This is a genomic window from Zhongshania aliphaticivorans (genome assembly GCF_001586255.1).
In the GTDB taxonomy this organism is placed as follows: Bacteria; Pseudomonadota; Gammaproteobacteria; order Pseudomonadales; family Spongiibacteraceae; genus Spongiibacter; species Spongiibacter aliphaticivorans.
On record NZ_CP014544.1, the window covers coordinates 3,678,857 to 3,698,666 of the forward strand.

21 protein-coding genes are annotated in these 19,810 nt (G+C 49.7%); 8 read left to right on the plus strand and 13 right to left on the minus strand.

The features are described 5' to 3' along the window. Positions 1-35: 35 nt before the first annotated feature. Complete coding sequence (arsS, locus tag AZF00_RS16310) at positions 36-989, minus strand: arsenosugar biosynthesis radical SAM (seleno)protein ArsS (protein ID WP_008252219.1); 954 nt, start codon at positions 987-989, stop codon at positions 36-38. A gap of 347 nt (positions 990-1,336) precedes the next feature. On the opposite strand from arsS, the gene purE reads away from it, so the two are divergent. Together purE and purK are read left to right on the plus strand one after the other, a co-directional pair. After that, on the plus strand, positions 1,337-1,828 hold the full coding sequence (purE, locus tag AZF00_RS16315; RefSeq protein ID WP_008252220.1) for a 5-(carboxyamino)imidazole ribonucleotide mutase: 492 nt from the start codon (positions 1,337-1,339) through the stop codon (positions 1,826-1,828). Continuing rightward, positions 1,828-2,901 carry a 5-(carboxyamino)imidazole ribonucleotide synthase gene (purK, locus tag AZF00_RS16320; protein ID WP_062384213.1) on the plus strand — a complete coding sequence of 358 codons (1,074 nt, stop codon included), beginning with the start codon at positions 1,828-1,830 and terminating at the stop codon, positions 2,899-2,901. The genes purE and purK overlap by 1 nt, the downstream gene beginning before the upstream one ends. Positions 2,902-2,930: 29 nt before the next feature. Here purK and AZF00_RS16325 read toward each other — a convergent pair whose 3' ends face one another. Together AZF00_RS16325 and AZF00_RS16330 are read right to left on the minus strand one after the other, a co-directional pair. Further along, positions 2,931-3,881, minus strand: coding sequence for an AEC family transporter (locus tag AZF00_RS16325; protein ID WP_008252224.1), 951 nt, complete (start codon positions 3,879-3,881; stop codon positions 2,931-2,933). Positions 3,882-4,041: 160 nt separating this feature from the next. Beyond that, positions 4,042-5,070, minus strand: a complete 1,029-nt coding sequence (locus AZF00_RS16330; RefSeq protein WP_008252226.1) for a zinc-binding alcohol dehydrogenase family protein — start codon at positions 5,068-5,070, stop codon at positions 4,042-4,044. Between the two features lie 103 nt (positions 5,071-5,173). On the opposite strand from AZF00_RS16330, the gene AZF00_RS16335 reads away from it, so the two are divergent. Next, on the plus strand, positions 5,174-6,109 hold the full coding sequence (locus AZF00_RS16335; protein ID WP_008252229.1) for a LysR family transcriptional regulator: 936 nt from the start codon (positions 5,174-5,176) through the stop codon (positions 6,107-6,109). A 73-nt stretch (positions 6,110-6,182) separates the two neighbouring features. On the opposite strand, the gene AZF00_RS16340 is transcribed toward AZF00_RS16335, so the two are convergent. The 3 genes from AZF00_RS16340 to AZF00_RS16350 all read right to left on the minus strand — a co-directional run bounded on the left by AZF00_RS16340 (position 6,183) and on the right by AZF00_RS16350 (position 8,718). Then, positions 6,183-6,626 carry an FAD synthase family protein gene (locus AZF00_RS16340; RefSeq protein WP_008252231.1) on the minus strand — a complete coding sequence of 148 codons (444 nt, stop codon included), beginning with the start codon at positions 6,624-6,626 and terminating at the stop codon, positions 6,183-6,185. A gap of 70 nt (positions 6,627-6,696) precedes the next feature. Then, entirely contained in the window at positions 6,697-7,350 is a 654-nt protein-coding gene (locus AZF00_RS16345) for a CDP-alcohol phosphatidyltransferase family protein (protein WP_062384215.1), read from the minus strand. Positions 7,351-7,833: 483 nt separating this feature from the next. Further along, positions 7,834-8,718 carry a LysR family transcriptional regulator gene (locus tag AZF00_RS16350; protein ID WP_008252235.1) on the minus strand — a complete coding sequence of 295 codons (885 nt, stop codon included), beginning with the start codon at positions 8,716-8,718 and terminating at the stop codon, positions 7,834-7,836. Positions 8,719-8,928: 210 nt separating this feature from the next. On the opposite strand from AZF00_RS16350, the gene AZF00_RS16355 reads away from it, so the two are divergent. The 3 genes from AZF00_RS16355 to AZF00_RS16365 are packed head-to-tail and all read left to right on the plus strand — an operon-like array spanning position 8,929 to position 11,539. Then, positions 8,929-9,630 carry a CoA transferase subunit A gene (locus AZF00_RS16355; protein ID WP_008252237.1) on the plus strand — a complete coding sequence of 234 codons (702 nt, stop codon included), beginning with the start codon at positions 8,929-8,931 and terminating at the stop codon, positions 9,628-9,630. A gap of 11 nt (positions 9,631-9,641) precedes the next feature. After that, positions 9,642-10,298 carry a CoA transferase subunit B gene (locus AZF00_RS16360; protein ID WP_008252239.1) on the plus strand — a complete coding sequence of 219 codons (657 nt, stop codon included), beginning with the start codon at positions 9,642-9,644 and terminating at the stop codon, positions 10,296-10,298. Between the two features lie 47 nt (positions 10,299-10,345). Further along, positions 10,346-11,539, plus strand: a complete 1,194-nt coding sequence (locus AZF00_RS16365) for an acetyl-CoA C-acetyltransferase (protein WP_062384220.1) — start codon at positions 10,346-10,348, stop codon at positions 11,537-11,539. 104 nt (positions 11,540-11,643) lie between these two features. Here the strand turns inward: AZF00_RS16365 and AZF00_RS16370 are convergent, their stop codons facing one another. Together AZF00_RS16370 and AZF00_RS16375 are read right to left on the minus strand one after the other, a co-directional pair. Next, positions 11,644-12,210 (minus strand): type 1 glutamine amidotransferase domain-containing protein, encoded by a 567-nt coding sequence (locus AZF00_RS16370; RefSeq protein ID WP_008252243.1) that lies wholly within the window; start codon positions 12,208-12,210, stop codon positions 11,644-11,646. A gap of 39 nt (positions 12,211-12,249) precedes the next feature. Beyond that, positions 12,250-12,774 carry a YciE/YciF ferroxidase family protein gene (locus AZF00_RS16375; protein ID WP_040803999.1) on the minus strand — a complete coding sequence of 175 codons (525 nt, stop codon included), beginning with the start codon at positions 12,772-12,774 and terminating at the stop codon, positions 12,250-12,252. Positions 12,775-13,521: 747 nt separating this feature from the next. Between AZF00_RS16375 and thpD the strand changes: the two genes are divergently transcribed. Further along, complete coding sequence (gene thpD / locus AZF00_RS16385; protein WP_197465674.1) at positions 13,522-14,448, plus strand: ectoine hydroxylase; 927 nt, start codon at positions 13,522-13,524, stop codon at positions 14,446-14,448. Positions 14,449-14,502: 54 nt separating this feature from the next. On the opposite strand, the gene AZF00_RS16390 is transcribed toward thpD, so the two are convergent. Next, the gene (locus tag AZF00_RS16390; protein WP_062384223.1) at positions 14,503-15,582 is read right to left on the minus strand and encodes an NADH:flavin oxidoreductase; all 1,080 of its coding nucleotides are present in this window, start codon (positions 15,580-15,582) and stop codon (positions 14,503-14,505) included. 421 nt (positions 15,583-16,003) lie between these two features. Here AZF00_RS16390 and AZF00_RS16400 point away from each other — a divergent pair, with 421 nt between their 5' ends. Beyond that, entirely contained in the window at positions 16,004-16,888 is an 885-nt protein-coding gene (locus tag AZF00_RS16400) for a 1-acyl-sn-glycerol-3-phosphate acyltransferase (RefSeq protein ID WP_197465675.1), read from the plus strand. 44 nt (positions 16,889-16,932) lie between these two features. On the opposite strand, the gene trmB is transcribed toward AZF00_RS16400, so the two are convergent. The 4 genes from trmB to AZF00_RS16420 all read right to left on the minus strand — a co-directional run bounded on the left by trmB (position 16,933) and on the right by AZF00_RS16420 (position 19,795). Then, entirely contained in the window at positions 16,933-17,628 is a 696-nt protein-coding gene (gene trmB, locus AZF00_RS16405; RefSeq protein ID WP_062384233.1) for a tRNA (guanosine(46)-N7)-methyltransferase TrmB, read from the minus strand. Then, entirely contained in the window at positions 17,628-18,002 is a 375-nt protein-coding gene (locus tag AZF00_RS16410; RefSeq protein WP_008252263.1) for a DUF423 domain-containing protein, read from the minus strand. Before AZF00_RS16410 ends, trmB begins: the two co-directional genes overlap by 1 nt. Positions 18,003-18,195: 193 nt before the next feature. Continuing rightward, a complete protein-coding gene (gene rpoH / locus AZF00_RS16415) occupies positions 18,196-19,044 on the minus strand; it encodes an RNA polymerase sigma factor RpoH (protein WP_008252266.1) in 849 nt (282 codons plus the stop codon). Between the two features lie 136 nt (positions 19,045-19,180). Continuing rightward, on the minus strand, positions 19,181-19,795 hold the full coding sequence (locus AZF00_RS16420; protein WP_008252268.1) for a hypothetical protein: 615 nt from the start codon (positions 19,793-19,795) through the stop codon (positions 19,181-19,183). Positions 19,796-19,810: the final 15 nt, after the last annotated feature.

The window sequence follows — 19,810 nt, forward strand, 5'->3', positions numbered from 1 at the left end:
ACTAGGTTTTTTACAACTAACTCACAATAGCCTGACTACAATGCACCACCGCAACTACTACCCTGCCCAGCCGTACAGCCAAAGCAGTGGTCGGCTATCGCAATTTCATCGCCGTCTAGACTGTTCTGCAATAAATCGCGCAAATGACTTACGGTTTTATTGGGCAAGCCCAGTGCTAATTGCTGATTAAAATCACAGTCATATAAATTCCCCAGCCAATCCACACTCACTAAATTGCGACACATCACGGATTCCAAATTAGCGGCGCTGTAGTTGTTTTTCAGCAATTCCATATAGGGTGCGAACTGCCCTTTAGAAACTAAGGTAGAGCCAAAACGCTTTATTGGCATATTGGCCAGTGCAAACAAGTGATTAAACTCTATACCAAAGTGCGCCATTAACTCGCGGCGATAATCCGCTTCAAGCACCTGCTGATTCGGCGGCAGCGTTGGCCCCTGCGGGTTGTAAACCAAGTTCAGCGTTAAACCAGAGCCGGCCTTGCCGTAGCCCAATGAATTAAGCAACTGCAAGCCAGCAATACTCTTGTCGAACACACCGTCGCCGCGCTGGGCATCCACGTTCTCTAGTGAATAGCATGGCAGGGAGGCAACCACCTCGACTTTATTTTCCGCCAAAAATTCGGCCAAGCCCTCTTGGCCCGGCTCAAATAATATAGTGAGATTACAGCGGTCAATCACCTTCACCCCTAGCGCCGTCGCCGCAGAGACCAATTCCCGAAACTGCTCGTGCAGCTCCGGCGCGCCGCCGGTCAAGTCTAGGGTTTGAATTTGCCGCGCTTTTAATACTTGGGGGATCATGGCAATGCCGTCAGCCGCCATCATTTCGGTGCGGGTTGGCCCTGCGTTCACATGACAGTGCAGGCAACGCTGGTTGCACTTATAGCCAAGATTCACCTGTAAGGTGTCGAGAGGCTTACGGGATATTGCGGGGAAGTCGGTCACTTCCAATAATGCCAAGGTATCGTGCATGGTGGTCCTGTATTGGGCTACGGGTTTTATTAGGCTCGGTTAAGGGGCTTTTGTTACAAAATTGCCCTGCGATCACTCTACGTAGCAATGAGAACAGCAGACCATAAGCCATATTGCCACGAAGGTGCAAAAGTTTGCCTGATTATGTATGCCACCGACACACTTCACGGCATATCGCGACGTTTCTTATTTCTATAGAAATTACAACAACTTAGGACTGCAGTTTAAAATCAGAATAAGGCCACGGCGATATTGTTAATCGACTTTCGCCTCGATTTGCACAGAAGTTCGGTCTCTGGCAATAATTCCCGTATAATACGCGGCTTTCACGCGAAGAGAGCCAAGCAATGACCGCAAAAGTTGCCCTGATAATGGGGTCAAAAAGTGACTGGGAGACCATGCGCCCAGCCACCGAGATCATGAGCGAACTCGGCGTTGAGCACCACGTTGAAGTGGTTTCTGCCCACCGCACCCCCGATAAACTGATGGAATTTGCTGATCAGGCAATTGCTCGTGGCTTCGAGGTTATTATCGCTGGCGCTGGCGGCGCAGCCCACTTGCCCGGTATGGTTGCTGCCAAAACCAGGCTGCCAGTACTCGGCGTGCCAGTTCAAAGCCGCGCACTCAGTGGCGTAGACAGCTTACTCTCTATTGCGCAAATGCCAAAAGGCATTGCCGTCGGCACGCTGGCTATTGGCAGTGCCGGCGCGTTTAACGCCGGCCTATTGGCCTGCCAAATTCTGGCCCTGACTGACGCCGCCCTCGCTGCCAAGCTTGAGGCGTTCCGCGCCAAACAGACTCAGGATGTACTCGATAATCCGGACCCGAGGGAAGTCTAATGCCAACGGTTTGGGTACTCGGCGCCGGTCAATTGGGCGCCATGCTAAAGCAGGCAGCTTACCCATTAGCGCTCGAAGTTGAGCCTGTGGAGCCTGATAGTGAGCACTTACCAAGTATAGCTGCCGACGACATCGTTACCGTTGAGCGCGAACAGTGGCCAGGCACCCCTGTGACTCGCCACTTAAGCAGCCAAGCCGGTTTTATTAACGCCGATATTTTTGGCCGCATCGCGGACCGTTTTCACCAAAAAACCATGCTCGACAACTTAGCCATCAGCACCGCCCCATGGCGAGTAGTCAATGCTGACAGCCAAGCTCAAGACTTGCACACTGAACTCGGCCCCCACGTGCTGCTGAAGCGCCGCGAAGGTGGCTACGACGGCAAGGGCCAACACTGGCTGCACCAAGCCGAAGGCGGCGCGATTCCCGCCGATTGGCTGGGCACCGGCATTGCCGAACAAAAAATCCCTTTTGATGAAGAGTTATCCCTTGTTGGCGCCAGAGACAAAGACGGTAACAAAGTCTTTTATCCGCTCACGCTGAATCTGCACGTAAACGGTATTTTAATGGCGTCGATTTCGCCCTTAAGCCGAGTGACTCACCTGCAGCCGCAAGCAGAAGCGATGCTCGGCAAGATCATGGACAGCACCGACTATGTCGGCGTGATGGCCATGGAGTGCTTTAGAGTGGGTAACGCGCTAATGGTCAATGAACTCGCACCACGGGTTCACAACAGTGGCCACTGGACTCAAGCTGGCGCCTGCGTCAGCCAATTTGAGATGCATTTACGGGCGGTGAGTGGTTTGCCGCTCAAGGCGCCAGATGTCCGCGGCCAGAGCGTGATGATTAATGTGATTGGCGTAGAGCGCAATATTGACTGGCTTAAAATCCCAACCACCCAGTGTTACTGGTACGGCAAAGACGTGCGCCCGGGCCGCAAGCTCGGCCATATCAATTTAAATCATCCGCAAAAAGGTGTTGTACAGAACGCCTTGCGCGAACTCCACACCTTGCTGCCACAAAAATACGACCAAGTATTTGCCTGGGTAGAGCAGGAATTAGAACGCGCCTAACCGCGCGTTCCCTCCCACCCCCGTCCTAGTTACACCAAGCCAAAACTTCGTAACAAGAACATAATTAAGCTGGTGGTGAGCAGCGAGCCCAGCGTCGTCAATACAATAATATTGGCCGCCAAAGTCGCATTGCCACCCATTGCCCGCACCATCACATAGCTGGCCGCCGCGGTCGGCGCCGACGACATCAAGGCCAACACCCCCAGCTCGACACCCCGAAAACCCAGCGCAATACCGGCAGTAATAAGCAGCATAGGCACCAGTAATAATTTACACACGGTGCTGATAAGCGCACCCCGGTAGTCGGCCCGCAAGGCTTTAAAGTTCAAGCTCGCACCGGTGCACAGCAGTGCCAATGGTAGAGTCAGTTGTGCAAAGTACTCACCGCTGTGCTGAACCAAGGCCGGTAGACGCCAATCTAAGGCGGCAAACAGCAAGGCCGCAACAATACTAACAATGAGCGGGTTACGCACAATTCCTCGGAACGTCGCCGTCAGGCCACCGTCGCGATTCAAGGAGCGACTCAGGGTAATGACCGCCAAGATATTGTATAAAATCGTCACCAAACCCAAGTACAAAGAAGCCGTGATCAAACCACGGTCGCCATAGGCATTCACGCAATAGGCCAGCCCGATAATCGCCAGGTTCGAGCGAAATCCACCCTGCACCACCACACCGCGATCTTCCCGCGCAGCCACTAGGAATCGCGCCATTAACTCCAATAAGAAATACACCAACAATGTGGCAATTAAACCGAAGACCACCAGCGACACATTGGCCGAGTGGCTAATACTGGTCTGACTAATACTTAAAAACAGCAAAGCCGGCAGGGTAATATTAAACACCAGCTTGGTGCCAACCTCGACGAAGTTGTCATTAATCAAGTGAATACGATTAAGGTAGGCGCCCAAGGCCAATACGACAAAAATAGGCCCCGTTATCGAAAACGAAAATGACAGCGACTGGATAAAGGCAGACATGAAAAGTGCTCATTGGAATTCAGGCCGGGTAATCTCGATTCAATTATAGAGACCTAAGACTCCGCGGTCTTGGCCTCTATTCAATCATTTCAGGTGGGTACCGAACGCCCCGAATTAAAGCGCGGCCAAATAGTGCATGCCGCGCCAATCCGCCTATATGCTAAAAGCCCTCCAAGACAATTTTACCAATAGCGGTGCCGGACTCTAGTTCTGCATGGGCACGCTTCAGATTGTTGGCATTGATAAGGCCAAGGTTTTTACCGCTGGTGGTTTTGACATAGCCTTGATCAACGAGGTCAGCTACGCGCGTCAGCAGCTTGCTCTGCTCATCCATATCTGCCGCTTGGTACATAGAGCGGGCAAACATAAACTCGATATGCAGGGACTGGCTTTTGGTTTTTAGCTTCATTACGTCTAATGGCGTCGCGGGGTCGTCAATCATGGCGATTTTACCAAAGGTCGCCAGCACAGCTGGATAGTCGTCGAAGTAACTTCCGGTACCGTTCAAACTTGCAATATGGCTTACCTGCTTGATCCCTAAGGTCTCTATTTGCGGCAACAATGGCTTAGTGTGATCGACAACATGGTCAGCGCCGAGCGACTTCACCCAAGCCTGGCTGTCTGCCCGCGACGCCGTGGCAATAACAGTGGCTCCGGTAATCGCTTTGGCGAGCTGAATTAAAATAGAGCCAACGCCACCGGCTGCGCCCACCACCAAAATGACCTCATCGGATTGCGCCGTTGAATCTGCACTCTGCTGCCTTACCGCCAAATGCTCAAACAACAGCTCCCACGCGGTAATTGTGGTCAAGGGAAGTGCGGCGGCCTCAGCAAAAGATAAGCTCTTAGGCTTGCTGCCGACAATGCGCTCATCAACGAGCTGATACTCGGCATTGCTACCCTGGCGCGTGAGGTCACCAGCGTAGTAAACCACATCGCCAGGCTTAAACGTCGTCACCGCCTCACCTACGGCAACCACTTCACCAGCAGCATCCCAGCCAATCACTTTGTAGCTACCGTCCTCGTTTATGGCCTTTTGGCGGATTTTGAAATCGACGGGGTTTACCGCAATCGCGTTGACCTTCACAAGCACATCTCGCCCAGAGGCAGTGGGCTGCGGCAGCTCAATATCAGTCAGTGACTCAGCTTCGTTAATGGGCAGCGATTTTTTATAACCAATTGCTTTCATGGGGTTAGTCCTTGTGGTCAGTAATTGCCATGCAGTGTAGAGCTTGCGTTATCTAGTATAAACAGCATAATCAAATAATCATTATCAAATATTATTAGACAATATGTTATTAGAAGATCTTCAAGTCGTACTCAAAGTCGCAGAGTTCCGCAGTATCACAGCGGCTGCGACGAGTTTGAATATGCGCACGGCGACCGCAAGTGCGGCGCTTAAACGTGCAGAAAAGGCGCTCGGCGCCGAGTTGTTTGTGCGTACCACACGCCAGCTGCGGCTGTCTAACGCTGGCGAGCGCTATATTCCCCAGTGCGAACAGGCCCTGACAATGCTGGCGCAAGCCAAGCACAATATGAAGGATGGCCTCGACACGGTTGATGGCGAACTGCGCATTGCATTGTCGTCTGATTTAGGGCGAAATTTTGCGATTCTCTGGCTCGGTGAGTTTATGGATGCCCACCCAAAGGTAAGCTTAAAAACGAATATTAGTGACAGCAATATCGACTTTTATCGCGACTCAGTCGACATTGCCCTGCGCTATGGCTCACCTTCGGATGCAAATCTTTACGGTTTTAAAATCTGCAATGTCCCCAGCCTTCTTTGCGCCACGCCAGGGTATCTCGCGCAACATGGCAGCCCACAACACCCTCATGAGTTAGCGTCACACAATGGTCTGTTTTATCAGCTTCACGACATCATTCACGATACGTGGGCCTTCTCGCACAGCGGAATAGAATACAAAATTAAAATGAACGGTAGACACGCATCGAATGACGGCGATTTGGTCAGACGCTGGTGTACTGCAGGTAAAGGTTTGGCCGTTAAATCCTGCCTGGATATGTCCGCAGATTTGCTGTCAGGTAAAGTGGTTAATATTATGCCCAAGTTTAAACCACGACCTACCGAATTGTGGCTAATTTGCCCCAGCAGGCAATCGATCACCCCCGCAGTGCGACTGCTCAGAGACATGTTTAAACAGAAATGTAGTCTTATTCTAAAGCAACTGCATGAGCGAGGATTTATCGACGACAGTGCTTTTATCTAGGAAGATTAATTTGGAAGGGCAGTAGCCGCCTCAGACCTACAGATTACGTTCTCGGCTACTTCAGGCTTTATTTCTAAGCAACAATCTGTTCAAGATAATTATTTTTATCCGTTTGCGCGATGGTGTGCTTTTTAATTCTGCTAGACGAGGTGCGCGGATTGTAAAGCACCTGAATAATTTGTTTGCCCTGGCTTTTTAAGTAGGCTTCCACTTCAAGATTGTGGCGTTTCTTGCCCCAGTCTTCACCCACCACAAAAATATCGGCATCTACCGCTTTGCAGCCAGAAACATATTCTAACTCGTGGTAGGGCTGAACAATATCAACGCAGCGCAAGGCCTTTAACATTTCGAGTCTTTGATCGAGGGGAATAACCGGTGTATTAGGCTTATAAGAGTTCACCACTCGATCAGAGGCAACGCCAACCGCCACAACATCGCCCAAGGTTTTACAGTATTCTAACAAGGCAAGATGCCCTACGTGCAATAAATCAAACGTACCTACAGTGTATACAACCATTATCCTATTTCACTCCTCGTTTACATTCGTGTTTTCTAATGTTGTGCTCAATCTCTTTTTGCGGTTCCGCTTACAAAAGTTTCCAAGCATAGATGCCGGTAATTGCCAGCGTATACACCGCAAGGCGATAAACATTAGCCGGGTTACCAGAGAGCTTAGGCGTCTTAATTTGCGACACATTCAGCACCGCAAGCCCCACACCGCTGATATAAAGCACGATTGCGAACACACCCTGACTTAAAAAACTTTCAAACAAAAATATAAATACCAAAATAATATTGTTGTTATCGAGGGCCAGCCCTGTGTATTTCGCCTCACCAGAAAGGCCGAAGGTACTGAAATAACTCAACCGTATTGCGCTCGCGGCGAGCATAATAAAAGCACCGGCCAGAAAGATCGGCGCAAAGCCGCCAAAGCTCAACAGCAGCACTGCAGGTGTAACGCCATAGCTCACAATGTCGATTAACAGATCGAGCTGGCCGCCAAAAGTGCGGTCGCTGCCGGTGCGGCCTTTCATTCGTCGCGCGACTAAACCGTCGGCCCAGTCAAAGGCGACAGCCCAGATCATGCCAATCATTGCCGCGTAGAAAACACCTAAAATACTAAAGTAAATGGCCAGAACCGTGCAGGCCAACCCAGCCAGTGAACAAATATTCGGCAGGTCTTTTACAAAAGAAAGTATGCTGGGTTGCTGCTCTTTAAATTCAGTATTGCCCGTAGTCATAACACTCCAATAGGTGGCGCTTGATGATCATTACTGATATCAAGAAAATAGAAAAATTCGCCAGCATAGCGCTAGAATGTGCGGGCAATATAGGATGTAGCTTTACAGAGCGAAAATAGAAAATTTAAATCTTGAGAACCGCAGAGCTCAATATGGAGGTGGCGGTGGTAGAAATCGCGCGATTGATGCCACGCTGATAAAACGCAGAAAGAACAACAAGAGAAGTAATGTACCACACTTAGCCGGATTAATCGCGGTATATAAATAAAAGACGAGACAAAGCCGCTAACGTGCTATTTGAACACTCCAGTTTTGCGGGCCTTAGCGGCCGACAAATAATCTTGCGCCGCCCTGCATTCACTCTTTGGCATAACACTGTTTAGCAAAGCAGTCGAATAAGGAATCCTAGGAAAACGTTAAGAAAAATACTGTAATGCCAAAAATAGCAAAGCAATAACCGTCAGAGAAATTACCCAAAACAATTTATTTTGCAAAACCAGCTGCAAAGGTTTCTTGAAGCGTGTTCGCCATTGCCTGACATGCCGCCGACAAGGGGTAGCTGCGATGAGTAATCAATCCGACTTGCTGGCGAATAATTGGCTTTAACAATGGCCTACAATGCGCGCCAAGTTCACGCATTTGCTCTTGGCACAGTGACGGCACTACGCTCACTCCGAGCCCATTCGCCACCATGCGCCCAATGGTGGCCAGCTGATGGGTTTCGTAAGTGGGCGAGACAACCAAGCCGTAACTGGCGAGTTCTCTAAATATCACCTTACGGACAACCGACGGTGCTTGTAGGCTGATAAAGTCTGACTCGAGCAATTGTTCGGCCTTAAGTGTTTGCTGTTTCAATAAAACGTGTTCCGGGGGGAGCACCGCCACAAAGCAGTCTTCAAATAGCGGCGTAAATATGAGGTCTTCATTACCCTGGCGCTTGCCGTCGCTGGGTTCAAAACTGATCCCTAGCTCAACCCTCCCGCTGCGAACCATGGCCACAACCTCTTCCGCAATAACGTCGTTTAAGGTTATTTGAACTTCCGGGTAATTATTTTTGAAATTGCGCATAGCAATGGGTAATTGGTTGCTCGCAAAAGACGGCATAGCGGCAATACTGATCTTGCCCTCGCGAAGGACAAAGCGTTTATGTAAATCATTTAAAGCCCCATCCCAATCAGCCAGTAGGCGCAGTGCTACGGGGTAAAATCCCTCGCCCTCAGGCGTTAGCGCGAACGTCCGCGTAGTACGCACCAGCAATTGACCGCCAATTGTGGCCTCCAGCACCTGTATTGCGCTGCTCAAAGCGGGTTGCGACAAATGAAGAGCAATGGCCGCTTCCGCAAAACTGCGTGATTGCACTACCGCCACAAAGGCGCGAACCTGCTTTAGCGTGACGTTAATGACAACACCCTCTTATTTATCCATAAAATCTATTAATCGATAAAATATATCCATTTGATAAATATATACAGACAGGTCACTGTTAGCAAGGTATAGAGAGGTACGCCCTTCATCGTAATTCTGTTTCCAGAAGCCCGGGACCCAGGAATCCCCCCATTAATCTAGGAGCGCGCAGCAATGGCTGGTTTTAATAAAATAGTGGGTAGTTATAGCGAGGCCATGGCTGGTCTAGAAGACGGTATGACCATCATCGCCGGCGGTTTTGGTCTTTGTGGCATCCCAGAGAACCTAATTAGCGAGATCAAGCGTAAAGGCTGCCGCGACCTCACGATTGTCTCTAATAACTGTGGGGTAGATGGCTTTGGCTTAGGCATTCTGCTCGAAGACAAGCAAATCAAAAAAATGGTGTCGTCATACGTGGGCGAGAACAAACTTTTTGAGCAACAGCTATTAGCGGGCGAACTCGAAGTTGAGCTAACACCGCAAGGCACTCTGGCCGAAAAAATGCGGGCCGGTGGTGCTGGCATTCCCGCCTTTTACACCGCTACCGGCTATGGCACGCCCATTGGCGAGGGCAAAGAGGTGCGCGAATTTAATGGCCGCAACTATATTCTTGAAGAGGCGGTTACTGGCGACTTTGCGATAATCAAAGCGTGGAAAGCAGACTGCTACGGTAACTTAGTTTTTCGCCACACCGCGCAAAACTTCAACCCAATGGCCGCTACGGCGGGCAAAATCACCGTTGTTGAAGTGGAAGAGATCGTCGAATTAGGCTCCCTAGACCCAGCCCATATCCACACTCCGGGCATATATGTAGACCGCCTCATTCTAGGCAGTTTCGAAAAACGCATTGAACAACGCACCGTACGCAGCGCATAAGGAGAATCACCATGGCACTAACTCGTGAACAACTGGCGCAACGTGTGGCGCGTGAACTACAAGACGGATATTACGTGAATTTAGGCATTGGCATCCCAACCTTGGTTGCGAACTACGTACCCGAGGGGATTGAAGTAATGCTGCAGTCGGAAAATGGTTTGCTCGGTATGGGGCCATTTCCAACAGAAGATGAAATCGACGCCGATATGATTAACGCGGGCAAACAAACCGTTACCGCAGCTAAAGGCGCATCGATTTTCTCGTCAGCGGAATCCTTTGCCATGATTCGTGGTGGCCATGTCGATTTAACCGTATTGGGCGCATTCGAGGTGGATGTTTCGGGCAACATCGCCAGCTGGATGATTCCGGGCAAGCTGATTAAAGGTATGGGCGGTGCAATGGACCTTGTCGCCGGTGCCGACAATATTATTGTTACCATGACCCATGCTAGTAAACATGGCGAATCTAAGCTGTTAACCAAATGCAGCCTACCTCTCACCGGCGCGGGCTGCATAAAGAAAGTAGTCACCGATTTAGCCTACATCGAAATTGCCGATAATAAGTTTTGGCTAAAAGAACGTGCGCCCGGCGTTAGTGTCGAGGATATCATCAGGCTCACCGAGGGTGAGCTGGTTGTACCTGACGTTGTACCTGAAATGACATTTTAAGCCTGATCACATTACTATCATTAGTCACTCAACACCGGAGACGCAATATGATTGCAGCCCCTGAACGTAAAGTCGTCATTGTTGACGCAGCTCGCACTGCAATAGGCAATTTCAATGGCGCTTTGTCAGCCGTGCCCGCCCACATTCTCGGCGCCACAGTGATTAAAGCATTAATCAGTCGCGCCGGTATTAGCGCCACGCAAATTGACGAAGTAATTTTAGGTCAAGTGCTCACTGCCGGGGCGGGCCAAAATCCCGCAAGACAAGCCGTTATCGCCGCAGGCCTTCCAGAAACCTGTCCTGCGATGACCATTAACAAAGTCTGCGGCAGCGGCTTAAAGGCGGTGCACCTTGCCGCCCAAGCGATCCTCTGCGGCGACGCCGACATCATTATTGCCGGCGGCCAAGAGAATATGAGCCTATCGCCGCATGTATTGCCGAAATCCCGCGACGGCCAAAAAATGGGCAACTGGGTTTTAAAAGATAGCATGATCGAAGACGGTTTATGGGACGCCTTTAACGATTACCATATGGGCGTTACCGCCGAAAATATCGCCAAAAAATACACTATTAGCCGCGAGCAACAAGATGCGTTTGCTGCCGCGTCCCAAGAAAAAGCGCAACAGGCCATCGCCAACAATAAATTTGACGATGAGATAGTAGCCGTCGAAATACCCCAGCGCCGTGGCGACCCAATCCGCTTTACAGCAGATGAATTCCCGCGCAAAGACACCACCGCCGAATCGCTGAGCAAGCTGCGTCCAGCATTTCAAAAAGATGGCAGTGTCACTGCCGGCAATGCCTCGGGACTTAATGATGGCGCTGCGGCGCTACTGATCATGAGCGAGCAAAAAGCGAAGGAGCTCGGACTCACCCCGCTCGCGACGATTGCTGGCTATGCTAGCGCTGGTGTCGACCCCGCGATTATGGGTACTGGCCCCGTGCCTGCATCAAAAAAATGCCTAGCCAAAGCGGGCTGGGCTATTAGCGAGCTGGACCTCGTGGAGTCCAACGAAGCCTTCTCAGCACAATCCTTGGGGGTAAACTGCGAACTAGGATGGGATACCAGCATTATTAATGTTAATGGCGGCGCAATCGCGCTAGGTCACCCGATTGGTGCTTCTGGAGCAAGAGTTCTGGTTACCCTGCTCCATGAAATGAAACGCCGAGACGCCAAGAAAGGCTTGGCGACACTGTGTATTGGTGGCGGCCAAGGCGTAGCCATCGCGATTGCACGATAACAGGCTTGTACAGCGGCGTGACTGACACGTCGCTGTACACTCGCCGTTCGCAATGCTCGATTATTTAAAAGCCCACAAGATCGAATAAGGCCACCCAGAATGTCTTAAGCCGCATGCCGACCTTCAGCAATTTCTTCCACTAATTTTTGACTAAATTCAACTAAGTCACCTGGCACCCGACTTGTTACTAAACCGTGATCGACTACAACACTTTTATCAATCCAGTTCGCACCAGCGTTTATTAAATCCGTTTTAATACTGGAATACGATGTCACAGTGCGGTCTTTAAGAACATCAGCTTCGGCAAGCATCCAAGCTCCATGGCAAATAGCCGCGACCGGTTTTACTTCGTTTTCACCAAAAAATCCCTTCACAAAAGCAAGCGCGTCATTGCTCTCGCGCAAGGTGTCAGGATTCATCACCCCGCCTGGTAAAACCAATGCATTGTAATCATCGGCCGCGACCTCACTCACTAGTTTATCGACATCTACCTCATCGCCCCAATCGCCTTTTCGCCAGCCTCGTATTGTCCCTTCCTGAAGCGATACAATGTCTACCGTTGCACCAACCGCCAACAGTGCATTTTTAGGGACCTGCAATTCACTTTGTTCAAATCCATCGGCCGCCAAAATTGCTACTTTTTTACCTGCCAAATAATTACGTTCGCTCATAGATCCTCCTACCTAAATGATAATTTCGACAACCATCAATTACCTATCGGCTCTGTCGTCGTCATTCAATACGCGCAGTAAATACTCTTCACTTATCGCAGTCATATTTCCCTTTAGCCACTGGGCCATGGCGACTTCATCAGTTAATGCTTGCTCACACATTAGCAACGTCTGACTGTCGTTTAGCATTTTTGCCGCAGCAACTAAAATACTATACGAGCCAATTTTCATGTGAATAAAGGTATAGGCACTCAGCACAGCCTTTACTACCTCATCACCCAGTGGCATACCGCTAACCGATTGAGTAAATGCAAGCGTTTTTGCCGCCACATCTTTTAATAGTGATGCGCTACTGCCGTTCAATTCCAGCGAATTTTCTAATTTATCTTTTTGATTTTGAGTGGCAAAAATGTACTCTTTTACACGCACTCGAAAATCTGGGTAATTCTCTATCCTTGAATCAAGATCCTCAAATATTTTCAAGGACTGCTCCTCCATGGCGTGAGCATCCCGCAACCATTGCAAATATTTTTTATGTGCATCAACGTTTGTATTTGCCTGCATGTCACTCTCCAAATTTGCTTTTGTTACTAAGAATGACCAATGCATATTTTAATAGTTCAGAGATATTTCCTTTTTTAAAAAATAGATAGGCCAACACACATAAATCATGCTCACTAATAAATATTGAATTTATCAGGATTATTCTAGTCACAAATTTTGCAATCCTAGCTGAAGACCGAGTATTTCAAAACTTCAATTCGCCCGTATCAGGTTTAGCGAAAGTGCCCGACAAAGGCCGCGTAAAACCGAATGGCGCAGCAGACGTAGAAAATCTACTCAAGGAATGCACAAATCTTCGCTACTGGGAGCGTAAAGCAAGCTAACCCGACATGAGTCGCTAAGATATCACCTTGCGCGTCATTCCAATCGAACTAGCACACTGACTAATGCCGGTGCCGAAGAAATACGACATCATCCAGCCTTCGCAAAATAATTTCAGCGGGGAAATTGACCTAATGAATTTTCGACGAATTTACTTTTCAGAATATATTTATTTGCCAGATAACATTTTCGAAGCCAGTTTTCTCCAGCGATCTGCTGAAATATCCACCACAGGTAATTCAACTATATAGAGACGACAATTTTAATTTATTGCTAAGAGCACCTTATCCGCTTTAAAAATCATGATGAATATTTTGGATCATTGAACCGCTGACGTTCAACACTGTCGTGGTATTAACGCCAACTCCAGCACGGAGAATGAAGATACTAAGGAATATATTCGAAACGCAAGAATGGGAGAGACCTATGCACGACCAATTTCCAACACGCCGCGGGGAGCGACTCGATATGTTTCCCCGGCTAGATCCAGTAGTACACTCACGTTACAAGCAGCGCTGGGATGGACCGCTAAGTGAAGAGTCACTTTCTCGATACGAGCGCGATGGCTACCTTTGGTTCGATGGATTTTTCTCTCAAGAGCGTATGGCACCTTTTTTTGACGAGTTGCGAGAAATAGCCGAAGACCGAGAGTTAATGGAATCGGACCAAGTGATTATTAATCCCGATTCAGGCGAGTTACGCTCAGTTTTTTCAATGCACACTTTGTCCGACAGATTCAGCAAGCTCACCCAAGACCCACGAATTTTAGGAATGGTGCGCCAGCTCCTCGGTGGAGACGTATATATTCACCAATCCCGAATTAACGACAAATTTGGCTTTCAAGGACGCGGTTTTGACTGGCACTCAGATTTTGAAACCTGGCACAGCGAAGACGGCATGCCAAGAATGCGCGCTGTATCAGCCTCATTAATGCTAACTGACAACAATGAATTTAATGGCCCGCTAATGCTGATTCCCGGCTCTCATCAGTACTTTGTTCCTTGTACTGATTTAACACCCAAAGACAATTGGCGTGAATCACTGCAATCCCAAAGTGTCGGAGTCCCCGATAAAATTGACTTAAGAAGATTGGCGGACAACGGAAATATCCAAGCACCTAAAGGCCCGCCAGGCTCCTTACTACTATTTGAATGCAATACCCTTCACGCCTCCAACAGCAATATGTCGCCATGGCCTCGGTCAAACCTGTTCTTTGTTTACAATAGCATCGACAACCCGCTCAGTGCGCCCTATTGCGGGCAGCCGCCTCGGCCGGAATTCCTTGCCACACGCAGCCATATAGCGCCATTAGATATGCGTGAACTACCACTTTACGGCTTGCCAAAAGCTTAAAAAAGTGGCATCAGCAGTTAACATCGCATCAGATTAAATACTGCTGCGACTCGATTACGCCGAAATGAAATCGGGCCACATACTGCTAATGTATTCGAGGAATTGTTCGCTCAAGCCTTCTGCCAATAAGTGTTCGCGGCTCACCGGCGTGCGCTTGGGCATAAAGCTCGCATTATCGCGGAGTAAATTCGGATAATTGTGGTGCAACATGGCAGCGCGCCCGAGCAGTGCAAAATCTAAGCCCTGCTCAAAACAGTAATAAATATCCTCAGGGCTATATACCTTGCCTGCCGCCCCCAAACGAATTTCGCCGCGATCGAGCTCGCAAAAATACGACAGTAAGCTACGCCCTTGGAAGGCAGTTTCTGCGGGCTCTTTGAAAACATTCCATGCAGAAATATCGAGAAAGTCGATTTCTTGCGCGGCGAACAACGCCTTTGCGGTTTCAACAGCCTCACTCAAAGGAATACCATGACGCTCAGGTGACAGCCGTACGCCGATCAAAAAGCCCTGACCACAACGCTTGCGGATTCCGCTAATGATGTCGAACAAGACCTTGCTGCGGTTCTTCAGAGAACCGCCGTATTCATCGGTGCGGCGATTAAACTCGGCACTTAAAAACTGGCAAATAATATAATTATGGGCACCGTGGATTTCTATGCCGTCAAACCCAGCTTTCTTGGCGCGCTCGGCACCGCGAATAAAGTCCTCTACCAAACTTTGGACTTCACCGTGACTCAAGCCTCTGGCGCCAAATTTCTCCGATGGTGACGGTGCCACTGGCATATCACCGATCAACTCTCTGGGCGCACGAAACCCCGCGTGATGAAGCTGTACTACGGCAAGACTGCCCTGCGCCTTTATTTTTTCTGCCAATGTCGTCAAGCCAGGCAAATGTTCGTCACTAAAAATGCCAAGCTGGCCGGGAAAACCCTGCCCCAGGACATTAACATGGGCAGCGGCAGTCATCGTTAAACCGAATCCACCCTTTGCACGCATAGCCAGCCAATGGATTTCGTCCCTGCTTAGGCGACCGTCCGCCTCGCTTTGTGTATTAGTGAGCGGCGCCAACACCATCCTATTTGCCATCGCTTTACCGCAGGGAAAACTCAGTGCTTCAAACGCCTTTGTCATTCAATTCCTTCCTATTACTTAAGCAAAATCACATTATTCAAATACATGTCAGCAGACGTCCGTAAACGCGACCACCAAAGACCACATCATACCGGCTTACCGTGTCTGCGGGCGATATTCTCGCATCCAAAAACTTACCTCCGGCGCTATCGCACACTATACTGAAAATAGCGTAGGTCATACGACCAATGAAGGCGCTATAAACGGCGAGAATTGGAGCTTGTGGCTCTGCGCCACAGCAAGCCTACTTTGGCCGCGGCGATAATATTCAAAAGAATAGAGTAATTCGTTAATGATATGGCTTACCCATCACACACTTGCCCGGCGATTGCTGTCAATTTCCCTCATCTTTTTATTCGCGGTAATACTCTTAGCTCTAGCACCGCTTTGGCTGCCGCTATTTTGGGCATTAGGATTGGTCTTGAACGCCGCCCATTCGAGCTTGCGTTGCCTGAGCTTTATTTGTCTATTCTTGCTTTGTGAAATAGCGGGAATTATGGCTAGCGGCTGGTTATGGCTACAACACATCGTATTAACCACGTCCCAGCAAAACTATTTATCTGCCAATAGCGCACTGCAATTTTGGTGGGCAGACACATTGCGCCGCAGTGCTGAAAAATTATTCCGACTTCATTTTGTTATTGAGGGCGAAGACGCTCTAGCGGGGCCTGCGGCTATCGTACTGCCTCGCCACACGAGTATTGGTGACACCATATTACCTGTCTCGTTTTATGCTAAAGCAAAGCAACTTAGGGTGAGCTACGTGCTGAAGCGGGAGCTATTGCTAGACCCCTGTTTAGATATTGTCGGTAACCGTCTAGCCAATGTCTTTCTAAATCGCGTGGCCGAAGATATGGGGCCAGAGCTCGCTGAACTAGAAACCCTCGCTGCCAGCGCCACCGACCAAGACAGCTTGGTTATTTATATGGAAGGTACCCGTTTTTCAGATGCAAAACGGCAGCGTGTTTTAAAATTGCTTGCTGACAAGGGCGATGACGAGGCACTGCAGCGCGCGGAGTCCTGGCCAAACTTACTCCCTATAAGGCCTGCTGGCGCCCTGGCTTTAATGAAAGGCGCGCCAGACAAAGATCTATTGTTTTTGGCTCACAGTGGGTTTGAGGGTTCGGCAAATTTCGCCAATCTGTTTAATGGCAGCTGGATGAACACCACCGTACACCTGCGGTTTTGGCGAATTAAGGCAGCGGACATCCCCGCCACCGAGCATGGCCGCAGAATAATGCTATTTAGCCAATGGGATTTAATGCAACAAGCCGTCGCAGAAATGTTGGCTGCAGAATGTGATTAGGAGGTAAGCAGCGCCGCCAAGCAGTCCGCGCCCGCTCCAGGAAACTAGCTGACCTTAGAAAACAACAAGTCCCATACTCCGTGCCCCAATTGTTCACCGCGCTTTTCAAACTTGGTGCTAGGGCGAAAATCGGGTTTAGATGAATACTGCTGGGGACCGGCGTTGTTTTGGTAGCCTTGCGCAGTACTCATCACCGCCATCATGTGCTCGGCATAATTTTCCCAGTCAGTAGCGAGGTGAAGCACACCGCCCACTTCTAATTTACTGCGCAACACCTGTACAAACTCAGCTTGGATTAAACGTCGCTTTTGGTGGCGCGCTTTATGCCAAGGGTCAGGAAAATAGACTTGAATACGGCTGAGGCTATTGTCCGGAATACAGTGGGCGAGCACTTCAACGGCGTCGTCGCAATAGGCCCGCAGATTCGCCAGCCCCGCTTGATCACTCAGGTACATCAGGCGACCAACACCGGGGGTATGCACTTCAATACCGACAAAATTCAATTCGGGCGCTTGAATGGCCATTTCGGCGAGGGAGTCGCCCATACCAAAGCCAATTTCAAGTACCGTCGGTGCTTGGCGGCCAAATACGTCGGCAAAGTCCACGGGGCCGTTGGCGCGCTTTAAACCCAGCGTTTTAAAATTGATATCGTAGGCGCGCTTTTGACCGTCGGTCATCCGCCCTGTGCGCAGTACAAAGCTTTTTATCCGACGACGCATCGGAGCCGCTTGCTCAGTCATTACATTGTTTTCCACGCTGAATAGGCCAAGCAGGCCCACGCTATTAAGAACATCAGGCCACCAATAGGGGTTATGGCGCCAAGAATTTTAATTTCGGTGATCGCCAGCGCGTAGAGGCTACCGCTGAATACCAACACCCCGAGAAAGAACAAAACCGCCGCGATGCGCAACGAGAGGTGCTGCACACCACTGTGCATCAACAGGCCCACCACCAGTAATGCCAAGCAGTGGTAAAAATGATATTGCACGGCCGTTTGGTAAACCGCCATCATTTCGGTCGACAAGCTGGCCTTAAGCCCGTGGGCACCAAAGGCACCTAATGCTACCGCAAGGAAGCCAAGCATTGCCGCCATAAAAACCGTTAACGAAGCCATTGCGCCCCACCTGCATTTAAAGCCGCTATTGTACGGATGTCCGCCACGATTCAAAAGCACCGAAACCTAATGATGACGGAAACCTCTTGCAAAGAAAGACGGAGAACAGGAATTATTCAGAAATGCGTTATGAAATACGAAAAAGCCCCGCTGTGCGGGGCTTAGAGCGATATTAGTGTCGTGGTGACGGCGTTTACGCCTCCATTACCGCGCGCAACTTTTTCATTGCCGCTTGCTCGAGCTGGCGAATACGCTCGGCAGACACACTATAGCGATCAGCCAAGTCGTGCAGGGTAGCCTTATTGTCTGTCAGCCAGCGGCTTTGCAAAATATCGCGGCTGCGCTCATCGAGGTCGGCCAAGGCCACACTCAGGTGCTGGTGATTACTCTCTTCTTGGTTATCTGACTCCAATAACAAAGCAGGATCAGCACTGTGGTCTTCTAAATAGTGTACTGGCGCAACTGGGCCGCGTTCGTCGTCGGTATCGGCATCAAAGCCTACGTCCACCGAGCTTAGGCGGCCTTCCATGCGGCGTACTTCTGCCACATCCACGCCCAGATCAGCGGCAACGGCGTTAACTTCGTCGTTATTCAGCCAAGATAGCTCTTTTTTAGCACGGCGCAGATTAAAGAACAGTTTGCGCTGAGCTTTGGTAGTGGCGATTTTCACAATACGCCAATTGCGCAGCACGTATTCGTGAATTTCAGCCTTGATCCAATGAACGGCAAACGACACTAAGCGCACACCTTTTTCGGGATCAAAGCGCTTAACGGCCTTCATGAGGCCAACATTTCCTTCTTGAATCAGGTCGGCCTGGGGCAAACCGTAACCGTTATAACTTTTAGCTATATGAACCACAAAGCGCAGATGGGACATAACCAACTGGCGAGCAGCTTCAACACTTTCATGGTAGAAGAGATCTTCGGCTAATTCACGTTCGCGTTCGGCGCTGAGCACCGGAATACGACCAACCGACTGAATATATGCAGAGAGATCGCCACCCGGTACAAGCTGTTGTATCGGCTGTAGATGGGTGCTCATTGCACTCCTCCTAAATACTTGGATAAAAAAACACTGATGCTTATTAGAGTCCCAAACTAATCAAAGTTCAAGTCCCTGCGCTCAAAAGCTGATGATACGCAGGATTGCGCGCTAATTAGCACCAATACTAAGCCATTTAGTTTTTCACTGCCTGCCACTGAAAAACGCCGTCATATTCTTGACAGTTCATAACCGCTTCGGCGGCATTGTCGATATAAATTTGCTTGGCGGCAGACGCGGGGTAACTCAAATAGTCTGAACATTTGGCACTCTGGCCAGTGCCAACCACCACCTTAACACCCCCACTCAACTTACAGTGAACTAACTTATCGAGAGGCGACCATTGATAGCAAATTTCATAATCGCTGCGGTATTGGGCCGTTTTCCCGGTAGGGCTACTAAACGCCCACCACTTGCCTAGGCGACTATTTGGGTTGCTGCTATTCCATGCGCGGTAAATAGTGAGTTCAGCACCCGCCTTAAGCTGATAAACCTTACCCTGACACAGCATTCCCGCCATGGGCGCCCCCAGCACAGAGGCGAGCAGCGCTGGGTCGTCTACGGCTTCAAACTGCGCCGCCACGTCAGCGGGGAGTGCGTTGTCGCCCGGACAGCTCTCGGTCTCGATATTCGCTGTTACGTTGCCCTCAGCGGGTGGCTGTACCGCCACCTCATCGCCAGATTTACTACCCGGCACCGCGCATGCGGTTAACAGTAGAATCATTAGGGAACAAGCAAAATACGTTTTCATCAACACACTCCTTTG